Annotated in this window: 16 protein-coding genes; 10 read left to right on the forward strand and 6 right to left on the reverse strand. The window is 58.9% G+C overall.

Going from position 1 to position 17123, the window contains the following annotated elements; genetic code table 11:
* Positions 1-3 precede the first annotated feature (3 nt).
* Entirely contained in the window at positions 4-678 is a 675-nt protein-coding gene (locus tag C1J05_RS07415) for a calcium-binding protein (RefSeq protein WP_254684736.1), read from the forward strand.
* Positions 679-690: 12 nt separating this feature from the next.
* Here C1J05_RS07415 and C1J05_RS07420 read toward each other — a convergent pair whose 3' ends face one another.
* The 5 genes from C1J05_RS07420 to C1J05_RS07440 are packed head-to-tail and all read right to left on the reverse strand — an operon-like array spanning position 691 to position 6132.
* Positions 691-1899: a glycosyltransferase gene (locus tag C1J05_RS07420; RefSeq protein ID WP_114869691.1), complete on the reverse strand. Its 1209-nt coding sequence runs from the start codon at positions 1897-1899 to the stop codon at positions 691-693.
* A gap of 33 nt (positions 1900-1932) precedes the next feature.
* Positions 1933-3258, reverse strand: a complete 1326-nt coding sequence (locus tag C1J05_RS07425) for a glycosyltransferase family protein (protein ID WP_114869692.1) — start codon at positions 3256-3258, stop codon at positions 1933-1935.
* A gap of 13 nt (positions 3259-3271) precedes the next feature.
* Complete coding sequence (locus C1J05_RS07430; protein WP_254684737.1) at positions 3272-4258, reverse strand: glycosyltransferase; 987 nt, start codon at positions 4256-4258, stop codon at positions 3272-3274.
* A complete protein-coding gene (locus C1J05_RS07435; RefSeq protein WP_114869693.1) occupies positions 4255-4923 on the reverse strand; it encodes an ABC transporter ATP-binding protein in 669 nt (222 codons plus the stop codon). Before C1J05_RS07435 ends, C1J05_RS07430 begins: the two co-directional genes overlap by 4 nt.
* Positions 4924-4929: 6 nt before the next feature.
* The gene (locus tag C1J05_RS07440) at positions 4930-6132 is read right to left on the reverse strand and encodes a capsule biosynthesis protein (RefSeq protein ID WP_114869694.1); all 1203 of its coding nucleotides are present in this window, start codon (positions 6130-6132) and stop codon (positions 4930-4932) included.
* A gap of 107 nt (positions 6133-6239) precedes the next feature.
* Here C1J05_RS07440 and C1J05_RS07445 point away from each other — a divergent pair, with 107 nt between their 5' ends.
* On the forward strand, positions 6240-7034 hold the full coding sequence (locus tag C1J05_RS07445; protein ID WP_254684738.1) for an ABC transporter permease: 795 nt from the start codon (positions 6240-6242) through the stop codon (positions 7032-7034).
* A gap of 13 nt (positions 7035-7047) precedes the next feature.
* Here C1J05_RS07445 and C1J05_RS07450 read toward each other — a convergent pair whose 3' ends face one another.
* On the reverse strand, positions 7048-7911 hold the full coding sequence (locus tag C1J05_RS07450; protein ID WP_114869695.1) for a sulfotransferase: 864 nt from the start codon (positions 7909-7911) through the stop codon (positions 7048-7050).
* A 94-nt stretch (positions 7912-8005) separates the two neighbouring features.
* On the opposite strand from C1J05_RS07450, the gene C1J05_RS21700 reads away from it, so the two are divergent.
* The 8 genes from C1J05_RS21700 (at position 8006) to C1J05_RS07485 (ending at position 16992) form a co-directional block, all read left to right on the forward strand.
* A complete protein-coding gene (locus C1J05_RS21700; RefSeq protein WP_205389167.1) occupies positions 8006-8164 on the forward strand; it encodes a hypothetical protein in 159 nt (52 codons plus the stop codon).
* A 107-nt stretch (positions 8165-8271) separates the two neighbouring features.
* On the forward strand, positions 8272-10251 hold the full coding sequence (gene acs, locus C1J05_RS07455; protein WP_114869696.1) for an acetate--CoA ligase: 1980 nt from the start codon (positions 8272-8274) through the stop codon (positions 10249-10251).
* On the forward strand, positions 10251-10943 hold the full coding sequence (locus C1J05_RS07460; RefSeq protein ID WP_114869697.1) for an adenylate kinase: 693 nt from the start codon (positions 10251-10253) through the stop codon (positions 10941-10943). Before acs ends, C1J05_RS07460 begins: the two co-directional genes overlap by 1 nt.
* Before the next feature lie 67 nt (positions 10944-11010).
* Positions 11011-11292, forward strand: a complete 282-nt coding sequence (locus C1J05_RS07465; protein WP_114869698.1) for a DUF4212 domain-containing protein — start codon at positions 11011-11013, stop codon at positions 11290-11292.
* Positions 11293-11296: 4 nt separating this feature from the next.
* A complete protein-coding gene (locus C1J05_RS07470; protein ID WP_114869699.1) occupies positions 11297-13099 on the forward strand; it encodes a sodium:solute symporter family protein in 1803 nt (600 codons plus the stop codon).
* A gap of 97 nt (positions 13100-13196) precedes the next feature.
* Positions 13197-15023, forward strand: a complete 1827-nt coding sequence (locus tag C1J05_RS07475) for a DUF294 nucleotidyltransferase-like domain-containing protein (RefSeq protein WP_114869700.1) — start codon at positions 13197-13199, stop codon at positions 15021-15023.
* A gap of 39 nt (positions 15024-15062) precedes the next feature.
* On the forward strand, positions 15063-15584 hold the full coding sequence (locus C1J05_RS07480) for a hypothetical protein (RefSeq protein ID WP_114869701.1): 522 nt from the start codon (positions 15063-15065) through the stop codon (positions 15582-15584).
* Position 15585: 1 nt separating this feature from the next.
* Positions 15586-16992: a 3'-5' exonuclease gene (locus C1J05_RS07485; RefSeq protein ID WP_114869702.1), complete on the forward strand. Its 1407-nt coding sequence runs from the start codon at positions 15586-15588 to the stop codon at positions 16990-16992.
* The last annotated feature ends 131 nt before the right edge of the window (positions 16993-17123 follow it).

Genomic DNA, 17123 nt, shown 5'->3' on the forward strand with positions numbered 1-17123 from the left:
GTTTTGCGGGGCGGCATCAATGTAGGCGACAGTATCGAAGGCCTGTTTGGCGAAGACGGCGATGATCTGCTGTTTGGCGACGGCGGATTTGATCTGCTGGATGGCGGCGCGGGCAATGATGTGCTGGACGGCGGCAATCAGGCCGATAATCTTTATGGCGGTACCGGCAACGACATATTGATCGGCGGCAACGGGTTTGACCGTCTGTTCGGGGGCGACGGTCAGGATGATTTGCGCGGCGATGCGGGCACCGATGCGCTGTTTGGTCAGGGCGGTGATGATGTTCTGGACGGAGGCACGGATGATGACCGGCTTTGGGGCGGCACAGGGGATGACATGCTGTTCGGGGGTGACGGCAACGACAGCCTGCGCGGGGATGCCGGGTTTGACAGGCTGGACGGTGGCGCAGGCGATGATGACATCTGGGGCAACTTCAACGCGGATGTGTTCGTTTTTGCCAACGGCCACGGACATGACCGGATCATGGATTTCGACGCGCTGAACATCCACGAAAAACTGGATATGTCCGGGCTTGACGCGTTCGGCTCACTTGCGGATGTTCAGGACGCGGCGATCGGGATCGGCGATGATCTGTTGCTGCCGACAGGACCGGACAGTTCGATCCTGCTGGTCAATGTGGCGCTTGGCGATCTGGACGAAAGCGATTTTCTGTTTTGATCTGTGCCGCGCCTATCCTGCCCGCATCTTTGGCGCCCTGCGGGTTTTTTGCAAAAGCGGTTGAACCAGTTCTGCGAATTCTGCTGCCTGTTCGCCATAGCTGCGCACCGGATGGGCGGAACACGGGCCTATGCCGAATTCCAGTATGTTTTCGATCTGCGCCCTTAGCGCATCGGGATAAGGCCCGATGGGGATCAGCGCGTCGCGATCCACCGCGCCATGTTCCGTGGTGCCGCCACTATCGGTCTGGATCACGCGGATCCCGCGGCACAGCGCTTCCCTTATGGCCAGACCAAAGGTTTCCTTCCATTGTGAGAGAAACAGCAATACATCGATTTTTTCGTAAAACGCATCCAGTCCGTCCTGATCAAAGCGCGGATGAATCTGCCAGTCGCCGCCAATGGCTGCCAGATCATGGCCCTTCCACCACGACCCGTTCAGACTGCCATCAACCAGATGGCCACATAAGTTGGTCTGGGGCAGATCGGAAAACACCTGCCGTATCAAAGGCCAGCCCTTGATCTGCGAAGGCCCGCCCAGAAACCCGAACGCAACGCGGGGGTCGCGGGCGCGACGCGCAGCCTGCCGCGCGAAAAAATCCGCTTTTGGCGCGGTCACGCCATTTTCCCAGACCACGCCCTTGCCCGGTGCAAATCCTGATTTTTCCGACAGATCACGCGCAAAGCGGCTGGGATAAGTGATCAGATCAACGTTCCGCGCGCGCCGGTGCAACAGATCCGAACGGAAACGAGCCGCCGCAGGGTGTTCCACACATCCGCGGCACACAGACGGGCGGATCACCTGCTGGCCGCAATACTGCCCGTCGGGGCGGATCATGAATTGCCGATCACAAAGCCACCAGAAATCATGCACACTCAGCACAACCGGCACATCGTTCAGCGCTGCGGCTTCGATTATTCCGGTGCCGATATCCTGCAGACAATGCGCATGCACCAGATCGGGTGCCAGCTGACCCATCAGACCCGCCAACAGGCTGGTGACCTGCGGATTATCGTAAAGCTGAGCGTAAGAGCGTTGTTCAGGCAGGTTGATCAGATAATTTACGATGCCGCGCGTTTCCGTTTTGATCAGCGCATAAGGCAGCAGATCGGCGCGCTGGCACACGGACACGGCTGTGATCCGCCATCCACTTTGACGGACCAGCGCCAGCGCGACCTCTTGCGCTACAATGGTCGCCCCCCCCGTAGGCAAAAGGCGCAAAAAATACGTTGGCCAGCAGGATGTGCGGTACGTTCATCCCTGCACCCAGTCCAGCAGTTCCGGCGCGATCATATGGGGCATGGCCTTGCCCGACCAGCGCGTTTCAACAGCTTTTCTGGCGGCGCGGCCCATGGCACGGGTGGCGGATTTGTCATGCGCCAGACGGTTCAGCGCCGCGCACCACGCGCCCGCACCATCTGCGATAACTCCGGTTGTTTCAGGGACCACGACCTGTGCCATGTCGCTGACGGATCCTACGATCGCGGGCACGCCAACGGCCGCGGCATCCAGAACGCGCGCCGCACTTTTGCAGCGGTTGAACATGTCATCCGCCAGCGGCATGATCGCGCAGTCTGTCTGTGCAAGATGGTGCAGATAAGAGGCGTATCCGCTGAATTCATGCACCTCGACCCGGGCGCGCAGCGCCGCAGGCAGGCGGGATTTGTCAAAATGCCCCAACAGCACAAGAACGCGGGTGTCCGCCCCGTCCAGAAACGCGATCACATCGTCGCGGATCACATCAAAATCGGCCTCGTGCCCCTGTGATCCACTGGCAAAGGCAACACGGAACTGCGCCGAACCGGCACGCTTTTTCATGGCCAGTGCCATCGCCTGCTGGCCTGATTTCAGTGTGGATTGATCCGCAAAGTTACGGCGCAGGTAAATCGGGCGCGGGCAGTAAAACGCCGCATGTTGCGCCAGCGCGGGCGTGGAAACCGAGACGATATCGGCACCGTTCATCATGTCCAGATAACCCGGGGCCTGCGCAACGAACTGCGCCTGCAAGGCCGGCCCGACCACTTTCATGTTGCAGTAGCCTTCATAGGCCGACACCGAAAACAGCGGATCATCCAGATCATACAGCACCGGCAGGCGCAGACGCCGTGCCTCATACCGGTACATCGTGGTTTCGGCGGTTGCCGTCAGGCGGTATTCCATCAGGTGCGTTGTGTCCTGCAAGGCATGCACGCAGCGGGGCACATCCTGGTAATGTGCAAACACAACCTCGACATTTCGACCGCGCCAGAACTGGGCAAGCTGTTCGACGCGGTATTTGCGGCATTGCGGCAGATTCAGATCGCCGATCAGCGCGATCTTGCGCCGCCGCGATTGAACAGCGGGGGCGCGGGTTACATGAAAGGCATCCGATTGCGCCAGCATCCGCCACGTTCCCGTCAGGTAGTGCCCACCCTGTTCAGGCACATCACTTGCGATCGACGACACAGCACTGCGCCCGGTTCCGCGCCAGATCATGGTGGTATAAATACGCGCCTTTTCCAAGGCGTGCGCCAGCCCTTCGTGTTGTACCGTTGCACAGAATTTGCGCAAAAGGGACCAGCGGAACAGAGCGTTGATCATGCTGCGCGCCCTGTCATAACCAGCCCCACAGGGCCGCGAACCACATCATAACTGTACCAGCGCGGGTCTGGCGGTGAATCCCAAGCCGCCGCAACGCCCACAGACGGGCCGGCAGTGCGCGCCGACGCAGATCGCAGAATCCCTCCAGCACGATGCGGTTTGCCGGATGCAGCCGGTGCGCAGAGCGACGCAAGGCCGCGATATTCATGTCATTCCAGCACCGCACATCGCCGCGCGACAATTGCCCAAGTCGTGTCAGGCGCGCGCGCGCGGAGTTGTTGGCCCCGATCAGGTTGTGCCCGTGTTGGCGATAAAACACCAAGGCTGCCTTGTCGTGCAGAACCGTACCGCCAGCGCCTGTGACCAGCTGATAAATCCACCAGTCATGCATCACGATCCTGCCCGCTTCATGCGCCGCGGCGCAGACCAGACCGGACGCCGCAGGATTCAGAAGCAGCGTATGTCCGGCCGCGATATTCTGGATCAGCGCATTGGTAAATGCAGGGGGATGTGACCAGAGCGGTGACAGTTGTTTGGGGACAAGCGCGGCATCGGTAATCACCGATCGGCTGCAAAACAGGGCAGGGTTATCGGCCTGCTGATGTGACAATGCGGACAGGCCGGTGCGCAACCGGTCTTGCGCCCAGACATCATCCTGATCGCAAAACGCGATTGGGTGGCGCCCCAGCCCAAGGGCCGCGGCGCAGCGCAAAAGGTGCAGGAAATTGGCCGCCGGCCCCTGTTGCGGCCCGTCGACAAGAACAAGCGGATGGCCCGCATCCGCGAACCGGTGCAGGATCGCGCGGCTGTCATCACTTGATCCGTCATCACTGGCCAGAATGCGCCAGTCGGTATGGGATTGCACCACGATACTGTCCAGTTGGGCCTGCAAATGGGACTGCCCGTTATAGACGGCCAACAGGATCACCACGGGCAAACCGGCTGTCGGCGCCATGTTCGCGAAACTGTCGTGCAGGGCGAATCGGGTGCACATATTCATGCCGCCACCCCGCGCGCCAGAACGGCTTCATGATGGTTCAGGGCTGTTTCGATATCATTGTGAAAGCTCAGCCGCCCCTGATCCAGCACCGCACCGCAGGTACAGATTTGCCGGATCATCGGGGTGGAATGAGACACGACAATCGCGCCGGCACTTGCACGCCGCGCTTCGAACACGGCGATGCTTTTCTTGCGAAATGCGCCATCTCCGACCGCAGTCACCTCGTCCATAAGATAGGTGTCAAACGGGATGCCCATGGCAATGGCAAAGGACAGCCTTGCCTTCATCCCCGCGGAATAAGTGCTGACCGGCAAATGCAAGTGCGCGCCCAGTTCGCTGAAATCATCGACAAAGGCAATCAGGTCCTGCGTGTCTGCCCCGTACAGGCGGGCCACAAACCGGGCGTTCTGCGCGCCCGACAGATCCGGATGGAAGGCCCCCGAAAACCCGATGGGATACGACACGCGTCCTGTTATGCGCACCTGTCCGGTACTGGGGCGCAGCCCGCCGGCCAGAATGTTCAGCAATGTGCTTTTGCCAGCCCCGTTGGCGCCCAGCAGCGCAATGGACATGCCAGAGGGAAAGACAGCGCTGATGCGGTCCAACACCACGTTTTGCTGTCCGCGCACACGGTATGTCTTGCTGACCTGATCCAGGATAATCATGTGCCGCTACCGTCTGTCATAAAGGCCGTAGCCCACCAGACACAGCACTGCCCAAAGCAAAAAAAACGCAGTGCTGCACAGCAAAAACCATTTCAGACGGGCGGGATATTCAGCTTTTTCCGCGCGTGTTGGGCGGATATGCGCGGCCAGATAGCGGCTTTGTTTGCGCGCGTCCGCCCGCGCGCTGTCATAAGATGCGAGGGCCGCCAGATAGGCACTTTCGGCAAATTCGCGGTCCACGATCAGGCCTTCGTATTCACCGATCAGGGTGGCAAATACGGTTTTACCCGGATCGCTGCCGCCCAGCCCCAGCTTGCGCCGTTCGGTCGCGATGCTTTTTTCAATCACGTCGATGCGCCGTTGCGCCCGCAGGATGCGCGGATCATCCTGCCCCGTCCTGCCCTGCAACAGGTCGACATCGATAATGGCCGTTGCCAGTTGTTCCTGAAGGGTGATCATCAGGCCCATCTGGTTGCGCGTGTCCAACGCCGGATCGACAATCTGGGTACGGTTGCGAAAGGCCGTCAGATCCAGCCGCGCCTGTTTCAGACGTGCCGCAGCCGTGCCCAGTTCGCCGCGCGCATGTTTTATCGCATCCTCGCGCGCCTGCGCGGACAGCACATTGATCAGATCCTCGCACGCGGCCAGAACCGCCAGCGTCACATTCTGTGCATCATCGGGGGTAAAGGCCAGCACGTGCACGTCTATCAGGCCGGAAGCGGGATCATAGACCAGATCGACCATGCGCGCCCAATGGGCCACGACATCTTCGATGGTGCCGCGCGGGTCCAGCGCGAATACGGGATCCTTTTCATGGGAAACGCGTGACCAGATGGTGCGTAAATCCACCGCCTCATCCAGTTTGCGCACCAGATCCTGACTGCCCAGATAGGCATAAAGAATGTCGGTGTCCGATGCCGTTTGCGAGGGCAGGTCTGCCAGCCCGCCCAGCAGGGTTGCGGGCGGTGCAGGGGTTTCGCTGCGCACGGAAAACCCGACGGTCGAGGCATATTGATCGGCCGCGCGCCCGTAAAGATAGGCCGCAACCAGCCCCGCGGGGATACAGACCAGCAGCACGAAACTGACCAAAATGGCCCAGTGACGCCGCCGCATCCTGCCCGCACGGGCCAGAGGGCGCACCACGTGTCGAGCCGGAAATGCGAGCGGCACATGATCCGTTGGTTGCAACAGAAGAGAAGGGTTGGACATGGTTTGTTAAGGCCTTGGCGCGAATGTTCTGCAAACCGCTTATCCGGCAAATGGGTTACATTTGTGTTGCCGGAATCTGCAAAACGTACATTTGCGAAAGGTGCGCCATGTTTTCGGAAAATCCGCGCCAGATGCGGTTGCGCATCAGCGCAGGCCGTGCGGTGATGGCCCTGATCCTGCGCGAGGTGGCAACTGTCTATGGCCGCTCGCCCGGCGGATATGTCTGGGCCGTGCTAGAGCCTGTATTTGGTATAGCACTGTTAACATTGATATTTTCGATAGGGTTTCGCGCCCCACCTTTGGGCAGCAGTTTCGCGTTGTTTTATGCAAGCGGTGTGCTGCCGTTCCTTGTGTTCACCGATCTGACGGCAAAGCTTGGCCAGACTGTGCCGTTTTCACGGGCCTTGCTGCGGTATCCGCGCCTTACACTGCTGGACGCGCTGATTGCGCGGCTGGTGCTGAACGGGATGATCCAGATCGTCGTAGGTGTGGTGGTTTTGTCGGTACTGCTTGGGCTGACCAACGCGGGCCCGGTCATATCCGCGGGCAGACTGGCGATAGCCTATGGGTTGGCCATTTGCCTTGGTGCCGGGGTCGGCACGCTGAACGCGGTCCTGAATGTGGCGGTTCCGGTCTGGCAATCCGTCTGGGCCATCGGCACGCGGCCTCTGTTCATCGTGTCCTGCGTGTTCTTTCTGTTCGATGCGGTGCCGCATCCTTACGGGGATATGTTGTGGTTCAATCCGCTGGTGCATGTCACCGGCATGATGCGCAGCGGCATTTACCCATATTATCACGCAGATTACGTCGCACCTGCCTATGTGCTGGCCTGTGCTGTGGTGCCTTTGATTGCGGGCTTGTTGCTGGTCCGTTGGCTGGATCGTGGCCGGATAATGCCCTGAGCCACAGGTCGCGTTACCCCCATTGCGGCGGCAGATCGAACCCTTCGGCGCAAATTTCGGATTTGATCCGCGTGATGTCTTTTTCGAAAATTTCAGCAAAGAAAGGCGGCATTGGATGAGTCACACTTTGCGTCGGGTGCCTGTCCAGTATCTTTTTTGGATAGGAATGGGGTGGAAGCGCCAGAAAACTTTCAATCTCGCGCAGGGCGGGGATCTGGTCTTCGTGCAGCGTTTCATAGAAGGTGGCGCGCCACGTTTCGCGATCCAGCCCGGCGCGCAGTGTGCGCAGAACACGGCCGTATTCCGCGTTTTGCCAGATGAATGGCTGGCGCACAAAGTCGGTATAATCACGCGGCCCCCATTTGGTCAGATTGTCGGCCTGGCCGGTGATCTGCAGATGGAACTTTGTATGGCTCCACAGCCGTTTCAGCGGGTCGCGCATGGTGAACAGAACCCGCAGCGTGGTGCACTGGCGCGCGATCTGTCGCCAGGCGGCGACAGGCAAATGCGCATTCAGGTTTGAAAAATCACAGGCATAGGCATGATGTGCCCGGGTTTGAAACAGGGACCGGTACCAGAAATCATCGACAGGATGCGAAAGATAGGCGGCCACCCAATGCAGGTTCATGCGGATCCGGTCGATATTCGCGTGATCGGGATCAAAGCGCAAAAGATACCGTTCGCGCGCCATATGCAGCCGTTTGCGTTCATTCAGAAGGTTGCTGTCCACATAACGGTGATAAAAATAATGGATTTCCTTTTCCGGTGTGAAATGCAGGTTCGGATGCTGATCCAGCACCGAATAGAGCCATGTCGTGCCTGCCTTCATTGCGCCGACACCCAGAAACAGGTTGCCAAACAATTTGTCCTGATCCATCGCGCGCCCCAGTGGTGATCGGTTAGGTGATCCGTCTGACCTGCTTATCCCGCGCCGGTTAAAAAGCCGTTTCCGCAAGAATGGCGGGTCCGGCATGAAAGGCTGCACTGCATTTGCCGCCCCGCAGGTTTTGACTTGCAAGGCGCTGAATTTGTTGATGTTTGGCAAATTGCCGCAGCAAAAATTTACAATAATGCGCGATTGCGGTGAAAATAATTACAAAATTAATGCGCATTTACAGATGGATAGTTGATGATTTGCACATTGTCTCTATGAGTTGTTTACAGGGGGAGAATTGCGGTTAGACGTTTTGTTTTGTCCGGCCCGCACCCCCGGATTGCAATCTGGAGGAGAAATGCGATGACTGACACACCCAATGTTGCCCAGGCCAAAGGGTCAGATTTCTCTCCGGATCCGGCGTTCGCTAAAACGGCCCATGTCGACGCGGCCCGCTACAAATCTCTCTACGAAGCTTCGATCAACGATCCGGATGCGTTCTGGGGTGAACAGGGAAAACGCCTGAGCTGGATCAAGCCGTTTACCAAGGTCAAGAACGTCAATTTCGATCTGGGCAGCGTGTCGATCAAGTGGTTTGAAGACGGGGTGCTGAACGTATCGGCCAACTGCATCGACCGCCATCTTGAAACGCGCGGCGACCAGACGGCGATCATCTGGGAACCCGACAGCCCCGAAGAAGACGCCAAGCACATCACCTACAAGGAATTGCATCGCAACACCTGCAAGATGGCCAATATTCTGGAAAGCATGGGCGTGCGCAAGGGCGACCGTGTCATCCTGTATCTTCCGATGATCCCCGAAGCGGCCTATGCCATGCTGGCCTGCGCCCGGATCGGCGCAATCCACTCCATTGTGTTTGCAGGGTTTTCACCCGATGCGCTGGGCGCGCGGATCAATGGCTGTGATGCAAAAGTTGTTGTTACCGCCGATTACGCCCCGCGCGGTGGGCGCCAGACACCACTGAAATCCAATGCCGATGCGGCGCTGCTGCACTGTAAGGACAGCGTAAAATGTCTGGTGGTGAAGCGCACCGGCGGACAGACCACCTGGACGTCGCGCGATTACGATTACAACGAAATGGCGCTTGAGGCGGACGACTATTGCGCACCCGCCGAAATGAACGCCGAAGATCCGCTGTTCATTCTTTATACATCCGGATCGACAGGCCAGCCCAAGGGCGTGGTGCACACATCCGGGGGATATCTTGCCTATGCCGCGATGACCCACGAACTGGTGTTCGATTATCACGAGGGCGATGTGTTCTGGTGCACCGCAGATGTGGGCTGGGTTACCGGGCACAGCTATATCGTTTATGGTCCGCTGGCCAATGGCGCAACCACGATCATGTTCGAAGGCGTGCCGACCTATCCTGATGCGGGCCGGTTCTGGGCCGTGTGCGAAAAGCACAAGGTGAACCAGTTCTACACCGCGCCGACCGCCATTCGCGCGCTGATGGCGGCAGGTGATGATCCCGTGAACGCCTATGATCTGTCAGACCTCAAGGTGCTGGGCACCGTGGGCGAGCCGATCAACCCAGAAGCGTGGAACTGGTATTACGACGTTGTCGGCAAAGGCAAATGCCCCATCGTGGACACTTGGTGGCAAACCGAAACCGGCGGCCACCTTCTGACTCCGCTGCCCGGCGCGACCAAGCTCAAGCCGGGATCGGCACAGCAGCCGTTTTTCGGCATTGAACCGGTGATCCTTGACCCGCAATCCGGTGTCGAAATCCATTCCAACCCCGCCGAGGGTGTATTGTGTCTGGCCGACAGCTGGCCGGGGCAGATGCGCACCGTCTGGGGCGATCACGACCGGTTTGAAAAGACCTATTTCAGCGACTATAAAGGCTACTATTTCACCGGTGACGGATGCCGCCGTGACGCCGATGGCGATTACTGGATCACCGGGCGCGTCGATGACGTGATCAACGTCTCGGGCCACCGCATGGGCACCGCCGAAGTGGAAAGCGCGCTGGTGGCACATGCCAAAGTCGCCGAGGCCGCCGTGGTCGGCTATCCGCACGACATCAAGGGGCAGGGCATTTACGCCTATGTGACGCTGATGAACGGCGAAACGCCTTCCGAAGAACTCCGCAAGGAGCTTGAAGTTTGGGTGCGCACGGAAATTGGCCCGATTGCCAAGCCGGATCTGATCCAGTGGGCACCGGGCTTGCCCAAAACACGTTCGGGCAAGATCATGCGCCGTATTCTGCGCAAGATCGCCGAGGATGATTTTGGTAGTCTGGGCGATACTTCAACCTTGGCCGAGCCTGCCGTTGTCGATGATCTGATCGAAAACCGCATGAACCGGACGAACGCGTGATGGACGGGGCAAAAGCACCACAAACCGCGCCGGTCGTGATCCTGCTGGGCCCGCCCGGTGCCGGCAAGGGCACCCAGGCCCGTATGCTGGAAGAGAAGTTCGGCCTTGTGCAACTGTCCACCGGCGATCTGCTGCGTGCGGCCGTGGCTGCGGGTACGCCCGCAGGCAAGGCGGCAAAGGCGGTGATGGAAGCGGGCGAACTGGTCAGCGACCAGATCGTGATCGACATCCTGCGCGACCGTCTGGCCGAACCCGATTGCGCCAAGGGCGTGATCCTTGACGGTTTCCCCCGCACGACAGCGCAGGCGCAGGCACTTGATATCTTGCTTCATGCATCGGGCCAGCGGATCAATGCAGCCATCAGCCTGGACGTCGATGACGTGAAAATGGTTGTGCGGATCGCAGGCCGGTACACCTGTGCCGATTGTGGTGAAGGGTATCACGACACGTTCAAGACGCCGAAAACAGACGGTAAGTGCGACAAATGCGGCAGCACCGATATGAAACGCCGTGCCGATGACAACGCCAAGACGGTGATGTCACGGCTGGATGCGTATCACGCACAGACGGCACCACTTATCCGGTATTACCAAGATCAAAATACCTTGCAACGTGTGAATGCAATGGGCAACATCGATGCTATCGGACGGGACATTTCCGATGTCGTGAAGGGCGTAACAGCCAAACTGTGACCCGCAAGAGGGGCGCGTGTTGCGCCCCTCTTGCACATCCTGAAAAACAAAAAGGAGGAGCGCCAAAATGGCGGATCAATCTACACACACCAAGGCGGAAAGGGACGGAGCCGGCTATTGGACTGCCAACGTCCGGATCATCACGATCAGCCTGATTATCTGGGCGCTCGTGTCGTTCGGCTTTGGCATATTGCTGCGTCCGATGCTGGCTGGCGTTTCAGTCGGTGGAACCGACCTGGGCTTCTGGTTTGCCCAGCAGGGTTCCATTCTTGTCTTTCTCGCGCTGATCTTTTTCTACGCGTGGCGGATGAACAAACTCGACCGTGAATACGGCGTAGAGGAGGACTGATCTGATGGACCAGTTTACACTGAACCTGCTGTTTGTGGGCGCTTCCTTTGCGCTTTACATCGGCATCGCGATCTGGGCCCGCGCGGGCTCCACTTCGGAATTCTACGCCGCCGGTCGCGGCGTACATCCTGTTACCAACGGTATGGCAACAGCGGCTGACTGGATGTCCGCGGCTTCGTTCATCTCGATGGCGGGTCTGATTGCCTTTACCGGCTATGACAACTCGACCTTCCTGATGGGCTGGACCGGCGGATATGTTCTGCTGGCGCTTTTGCTGGCCCCTTATCTGCGCAAGTTCGGCAAATTCACCGTTTCCGAATTCATTGGTGACCGTTTCTATTCCCCAACTGCACGCCTCGTCGCTGTGATCTGTCTGATTGTGGCTTCGACCACATATGTGATCGGCCAGATGACAGGGGTGGGCGTGGCTTTTGGCCGGTTCCTTGAAATCTCGAACACGTCCGGTCTGTTGATCGGCGCGGCGGTTGTTTTTGCTTATGCGGTGTTTGGCGGCATGAAGGGTGTGACCTATACGCAGGTTGCCCAATATGTCGTTCTGATCATGGCTTACACCATTCCGGCCGTGTTCATTTCGCTGCAACTGACAGGCACGCCAATTCCGGCCTTCGGTCTGTTCAGCGAAGTGTCGTCTTCGACCGGTGGCGAAAGCAGCGTGTATCTGCTGCAAAAACTGGACCAGATTGTGACCGATCTGGGCTTTGCCAGCTATACCGAGGCGCACAAGGACAACCTGAACATGGTTCTGTTCACTTTGTCGCTGATGATCGGGACAGCGGGTCTGCCGCACGTGATCATGCGCTTTTTCACCGTTCCCAAAGTGTCCGACGCCCGTTGGTCTGCTGGTTGGGCGCTGGTGTTTATCGCGCTCTTGTATCTGACCGCCCCTGCGGTGGGTGCGATGGCTCGCCTGAACATCACTAATCTGATGTGGCCCGAAGGGACAAGCGGTGCGGCAGTTTCTGTTGAAACCATTGAAACAGCGCCAGAATACAACTGGATGTTGACGTGGCAGAAAACCGGCCTGCTGGACTGGGAAGACAAGAACGGCGACGGCAAGATCCAGTACTACAACGACAAGTCCGACGCGATGGCAGAAAAGGCTGCGGCAAACGGCTGGCAGGGTAACGAGTTGACCAACTTCAACCGTGACATCCTTGTTCTGGCCAATCCCGAGATTGCCAACCTTCCCGGTTGGGTGATCGGTCTGGTCGCGGCGGGTGGCCTTGCGGCGGCTCTGTCCACGGCGGCGGGTCTGTTGCTGGCGATTTCGTCTGCTGTGTCCCATGACCTTGTCAAAGGTGCGATCAATCCCGGCATCTCGGAAAAGGGCGAACTGTTGTCTGCCCGGATCGCGATGGCGGTGGCGATTGCTGTTGCGACATGGCTGGGCCTCAATCCTCCGGGATTTGCGGCGCAAACCGTGGCTCTGGCCTTTGGTCTGGCGGCGGCGTCGATCTTCCCGGCCTTGATGATGGGTATCTTTTCCAAGCGCGTGAACAACGTTGGCGCTGTGGCAGGGATGCTGGCGGGTCTGATCTTTACGCTGATCTACATCTTCCTGCACAAGGGTTGGTTCTTTGTCGCCGGCACCAACAGCTTCCCCGACACGGTTGACGGATCGCTGTTTGGCATCCAGTCCACTGCGATTGGTGCGGTAGGTGCCGTGATCAACTTTGCGGTTGCCTATGTGGTCTCGATGTCCACAAAAGACACCCCGCAAGAGATCAAGGATCTGGTCGAAAGCGTCCGTGTGCCTGCCGGTGCCGGTGCCGCTGTCGATCACTAAGCAAAACCAGCAGGCAGCCGGTTAAGGTTGCCTGCCTCAAGTCTGCCCTGTCCCGATCACATCGGGGCAGGGACACTCATTTTTCGGGAACTGCCCCATGCACGACGACGCGCTTGCCTTTTTATCCAACCTGCATCCCTACAGCGCGTTTCCGGCAGCTGTACTGGACAAAGTGGCAAAACAGGTAGAATGGCGCGATGTCGGCAAGAACGAAGCTGTCTATGCCTTGGGCGATCAGCTTGCCTGTCTTTACATTATTGCCAGCGGTAAAATCGCCGCCACCGACGCCAACGGCGTTCAGGTGTCGATGCTGGAACGGGGTAATTCTTTTGGCGAACGCGGTTTGCTGCGCGACGGTCTGGCGGCCACGTCGGCAAAAGCGGTCGAGGATGCCCGGCTGTTGTGTCTGCCCGCCGCGCTGTTTGACAGCCTGCGCGCCGAACAGGAACCGTTCCGACAGTTTTTTGATCGGAACCGCACCGGTGCCCGCGCATCCGCTGACCGCAAGTTTGATCTGACCAATGTGCGCGTTGAAACACTGATGATCCCCGATCCGGTGACGTGCACACCCGATACAACGCTGATTGAAGCCGCCCAGGCCATACGCGATCACCGCATTTCCTGCCTGTGCGTCACCGAAGGTGACACGCTTGTAGGTATCCTGACGGTGCGCGATCTGACCGGCAAGGCGCTGGCCGAGGCGCTGCCGCTTGACACGCCGGTGCGCAAGATCATGACACCCGATCCGCGTGTGTTGTCGCCTTCGGCCATCGGGTCGGATGTGTTGCATATGATGATGGAACACCGGCTGGGTCACTTGCCGATTGTCTCGGCGGGCCGTTTGGTGGGTATTGTCACGCAAACCGATCTGACGCGGTTTCAGGCCTCAAGCACGGCCAGTCTGGTTGCGGATGCCGCGCGCGCCACGACGGTGGACGATCTGTCGGGTATCACCGCCCGCATTCCCAACCTGCTGGTGCAACTGGTTGCAGCGGGGCACCGCCATGATGTGGTGACGCGTATGATCACTGACGTGGCCGATGTCGTCACACGCCGTCTGCTGGCTCTGGGCGAAGAAAAATTCGGCCCCGCACCGGCGCGCTATCTGTGGCTGGCCTGTGGATCACAGGGGCGGCAGGAACAGACGGGCGTGTCCGATCAGGACAATTGCCTGATCCTGGAAGACGGAATCGATAAGGAAACGCAAGCGTGGTTCGGCCCGTTCGCGCAATTTGTCAGCGACGGGTTGGACGCGTGCGGATATGTCTATTGTCCCGGTGACATGATGGCGACCAACCCGCGCTGGTGCCAGCCCGCAAAGGTCTGGCGCGACTATTTCAAGGGCTGGATTGCCCAGCCCAGCAAAGAGGCGCAGATGCTTGCCAGCGTGATGTTCGATCTGCGCCCCATCGGCGGAGATTTTAGCCTGTTTGCCGATTTGCAGACCGACACACTGCGCGCCGCATCGTCCAATTCCATCTTTACCGCCCATATGGCCAGCAACGCACTGACCCATGCCACCCCGCTTGGATTGTTGCGCGGCTTTGCCACGATCCGGTCGGGCGAGCACCGCAATACGATTGATACCAAGCTGAACGGCGTCGTGCCGGTTGTTGATCTGGGGCGGATGTATGCGCTTCAGGGACGGTTGGTGGTTGTGAACACGCGTGCCCGTGTCGAGGAGGCACTGGGCGCCGAGATTATCAGCCAGAGCGGCGGGCGCGATTTGCTGGATGCCTATGATCTGGTGGCGCAGACCCGTCTGGAACATCAGGCCAGACTGATCAAGCAGGGCAAGGCTCCGGATAATTTCCTGCCGCCCGCATCGCTGTCTGATTTCGAACGCAGTCACCTGCGCGACGCTTTTGTCGTGATCAAGACAATGCAATCTGCATTAATGCAAGGGCGGGGCATTCTGGGGTAGGAACCCCCGCGCCACACCCGGGAGGAGGGGAACGGCACCATGTTTTTTGAACTGATCGGCACATTCATGGCCGGTGCGACGGCGGCCCTGTTGGTTTGGGCCATCAATCGCGCGCTGAAAGGCCGCCTGCCATCCTGGCTGATGCCGGTCGCTGCCGGAGGTGCGATGATGATCGCCGCCATCACCAGCGAATACGGCTGGTATGCGCGCACAGCCGGCACCATGCCCGAGGGCATAATCGTGGCGCAAACCTTTGAAGAAAAAGTCTTCTATCGTCCTTGGACCTATATCAAACCCTATATCAACCGCTTTGTCGCTGTGGATCGGGCCACCATTCAGACCCACCCGCAACAGCCCGACCAACGTATTGTACAACTGGTATTGCATGGCCGTTGGGCGCGCATGGCCATAGTGCCGATGCTTTATGACTGCGCCGCCGGCAAACAGGCCGACATCGTCGACGGCGTCGAATTCGGCGCAGACGGGGCCGTGCTGAACGCACAATGGATCGATTTGCCCGCGGGCGATCCGATCCTGACGGCAGCCTGCAAGGAGGTGTGACATGAAGGACTTGAGCCTGCGGATTCGAGTCTTTTTGTTCTTTTGTCTCAGTGCACTGGGCGGCGTAGCTGTTGTATTGGGCGCGTTGTGGCTGGGATACCGTCAACTGGGTGATACCGATGGCTTTTCATCCTTTGTCACCTCTGCGGTCGCCGCCGGGTTCGGCCTTGTGGCGCTTGCGGTGTTTATCTGGCTTTTGTTCGATGAAAACGTCGCCAAACCGATCGAGGCGCTGGCCGCCAGCCTTCGGGTCGGTGCACAGGCGGATATCGGCGCAGCGATTGATCGTTCTGCCGCGCGCTATCTGGGCGATCTGGCCCCTGCGGCAGCGGCGGTGCACCAGAAACTAAGTGAAAGCAGCCGCACCGCCGAAGAAACCGTGGCCGAACGCACCGCGCGGCTGGAACGTGAAAAACAGCAACTGCTGAAAATCCTGTCGGACATTCCGACTGCCGTGATCGTGGCGCGCGCCGATCACCGGATCGTTCTTTATGACGGTCAGGCCGCCGCGCTTTTGGAAGCCGAAGCACCGCCAAGGCTCAATGCTTCGATCTTTGAATATCTGGATCAGGACGGGGTTGCGCAGGCCCTGCGCACGCTTGATGCGGAGAACCGGGCGCGCATGCCCGTTGTCCTGACCGGATTGTCGGGCCAGACCTATACCGGCCATATTCGCAAATTCGGCGCGCAGGACGGTTATACTTTGATGCTGGAACCGATGGATCCGGATGCCGAACGCCCGCTGTGTTATGATTTCGATCTGCTGGACCGCGCCGTATCCAACGATCTCAAACAAACCAGACTGCGCGATCTGACCTTTGTGGTCTTTGACAGTGAAACCACCGGCCTGCGACCCGACACAGACCGCGTTGTGCAACTGGGTGCGCTGCGCATCGTCAATTGCAAGCCGATCCCGGGCGAGGTGTTTGACACTCTGGTAAACCCGTCCATGCCGATCCCGCCCGCCTCGACCAAGGTGCATCATATCAGTGATGACATGGTCGCCGATGCGCCCGATTTTGCGCGGGTTTGCGCGGATTTTCACGTGTTTGCACGGGATGCGGTGATGGTGGCGCACAACGCGCCCTTTGACATGGCGTTTCTGCATCAGACCGGACGTGCAAACGGTTTAGCGTTTGATCATCCGGTGCTCGACACGGTGCTGTTGTCGGCTGTCGTCTTTGGCGGTTCGGCCACCCATACGCTGGATGCGCTGTGTGAGCGGCTGAATGTCACGATCCAAGACGATAAACGCCACACCGCCATGGGTGACGCCGAGGCGACGGCCGCCGTTCTGGTGCGCATGATTACCATTCTCGAAGCGCGCGGGATCGAAACGTTCGGCCAGATTCTGACCGAGATGCGCAAACACTCGCGTCTTCTGGAAGACCAGAACAAAGACAGCTGATACCGGTTTTGCAAGGCGCGCCAGCCCGCTGCATTCTCCCATTGGTCCGGAATCAAACAAAAAATCCATTGTTTGATTGACTCAAGCGCCCCTCGCGCGGCAGGCTTTAGCAAGGGTGTGCGAAATTCACA

Source organism: Sulfitobacter sp. JL08 (genome assembly GCF_003352045.1).
GTDB lineage: Bacteria > Pseudomonadota > Alphaproteobacteria > Rhodobacterales > Rhodobacteraceae > JL08.

Coding starts and splice junctions, on each gene's coding strand:
- C1J05_RS07425 (WP_114869692.1), bottom strand. CDS start 3,258: ATGATCAACGCTCTGTTCCGCTGGTCCCTTTTGCGCAAATTCTGTGCA.
- C1J05_RS07430 (WP_254684737.1), bottom strand. CDS start 4,258: ATGAATATGTGCACCCGATTCGCCCTGCACGACAGTTTCGCGAACATG.
- C1J05_RS07435 (WP_114869693.1), bottom strand. CDS start 4,923: ATGATTATCCTGGATCAGGTCAGCAAGACATACCGTGTGCGCGGACAG.
- C1J05_RS07440 (WP_114869694.1), bottom strand. CDS start 6,132: ATGTCCAACCCTTCTCTTCTGTTGCAACCAACGGATCATGTGCCGCTC.
- C1J05_RS07445 (WP_254684738.1), top strand. CDS start 6,240: ATGTTTTCGGAAAATCCGCGCCAGATGCGGTTGCGCATCAGCGCAGGC.
- C1J05_RS07450 (WP_114869695.1), bottom strand. CDS start 7,911: ATGGATCAGGACAAATTGTTTGGCAACCTGTTTCTGGGTGTCGGCGCA.
- C1J05_RS21700 (WP_205389167.1), top strand. CDS start 8,006: ATGAAAGGCTGCACTGCATTTGCCGCCCCGCAGGTTTTGACTTGCAAG.
- acs (WP_114869696.1), top strand. CDS start 8,272: ATGACTGACACACCCAATGTTGCCCAGGCCAAAGGGTCAGATTTCTCT.
- C1J05_RS07460 (WP_114869697.1), top strand. CDS start 10,251: ATGGACGGGGCAAAAGCACCACAAACCGCGCCGGTCGTGATCCTGCTG.
- C1J05_RS07465 (WP_114869698.1), top strand. CDS start 11,011: ATGGCGGATCAATCTACACACACCAAGGCGGAAAGGGACGGAGCCGGC.
- C1J05_RS07470 (WP_114869699.1), top strand. CDS start 11,297: ATGGACCAGTTTACACTGAACCTGCTGTTTGTGGGCGCTTCCTTTGCG.
- C1J05_RS07475 (WP_114869700.1), top strand. CDS start 13,197: ATGCACGACGACGCGCTTGCCTTTTTATCCAACCTGCATCCCTACAGC.
- C1J05_RS07480 (WP_114869701.1), top strand. CDS start 15,063: ATGTTTTTTGAACTGATCGGCACATTCATGGCCGGTGCGACGGCGGCC.
- C1J05_RS07485 (WP_114869702.1), top strand. CDS start 15,586: ATGAAGGACTTGAGCCTGCGGATTCGAGTCTTTTTGTTCTTTTGTCTC.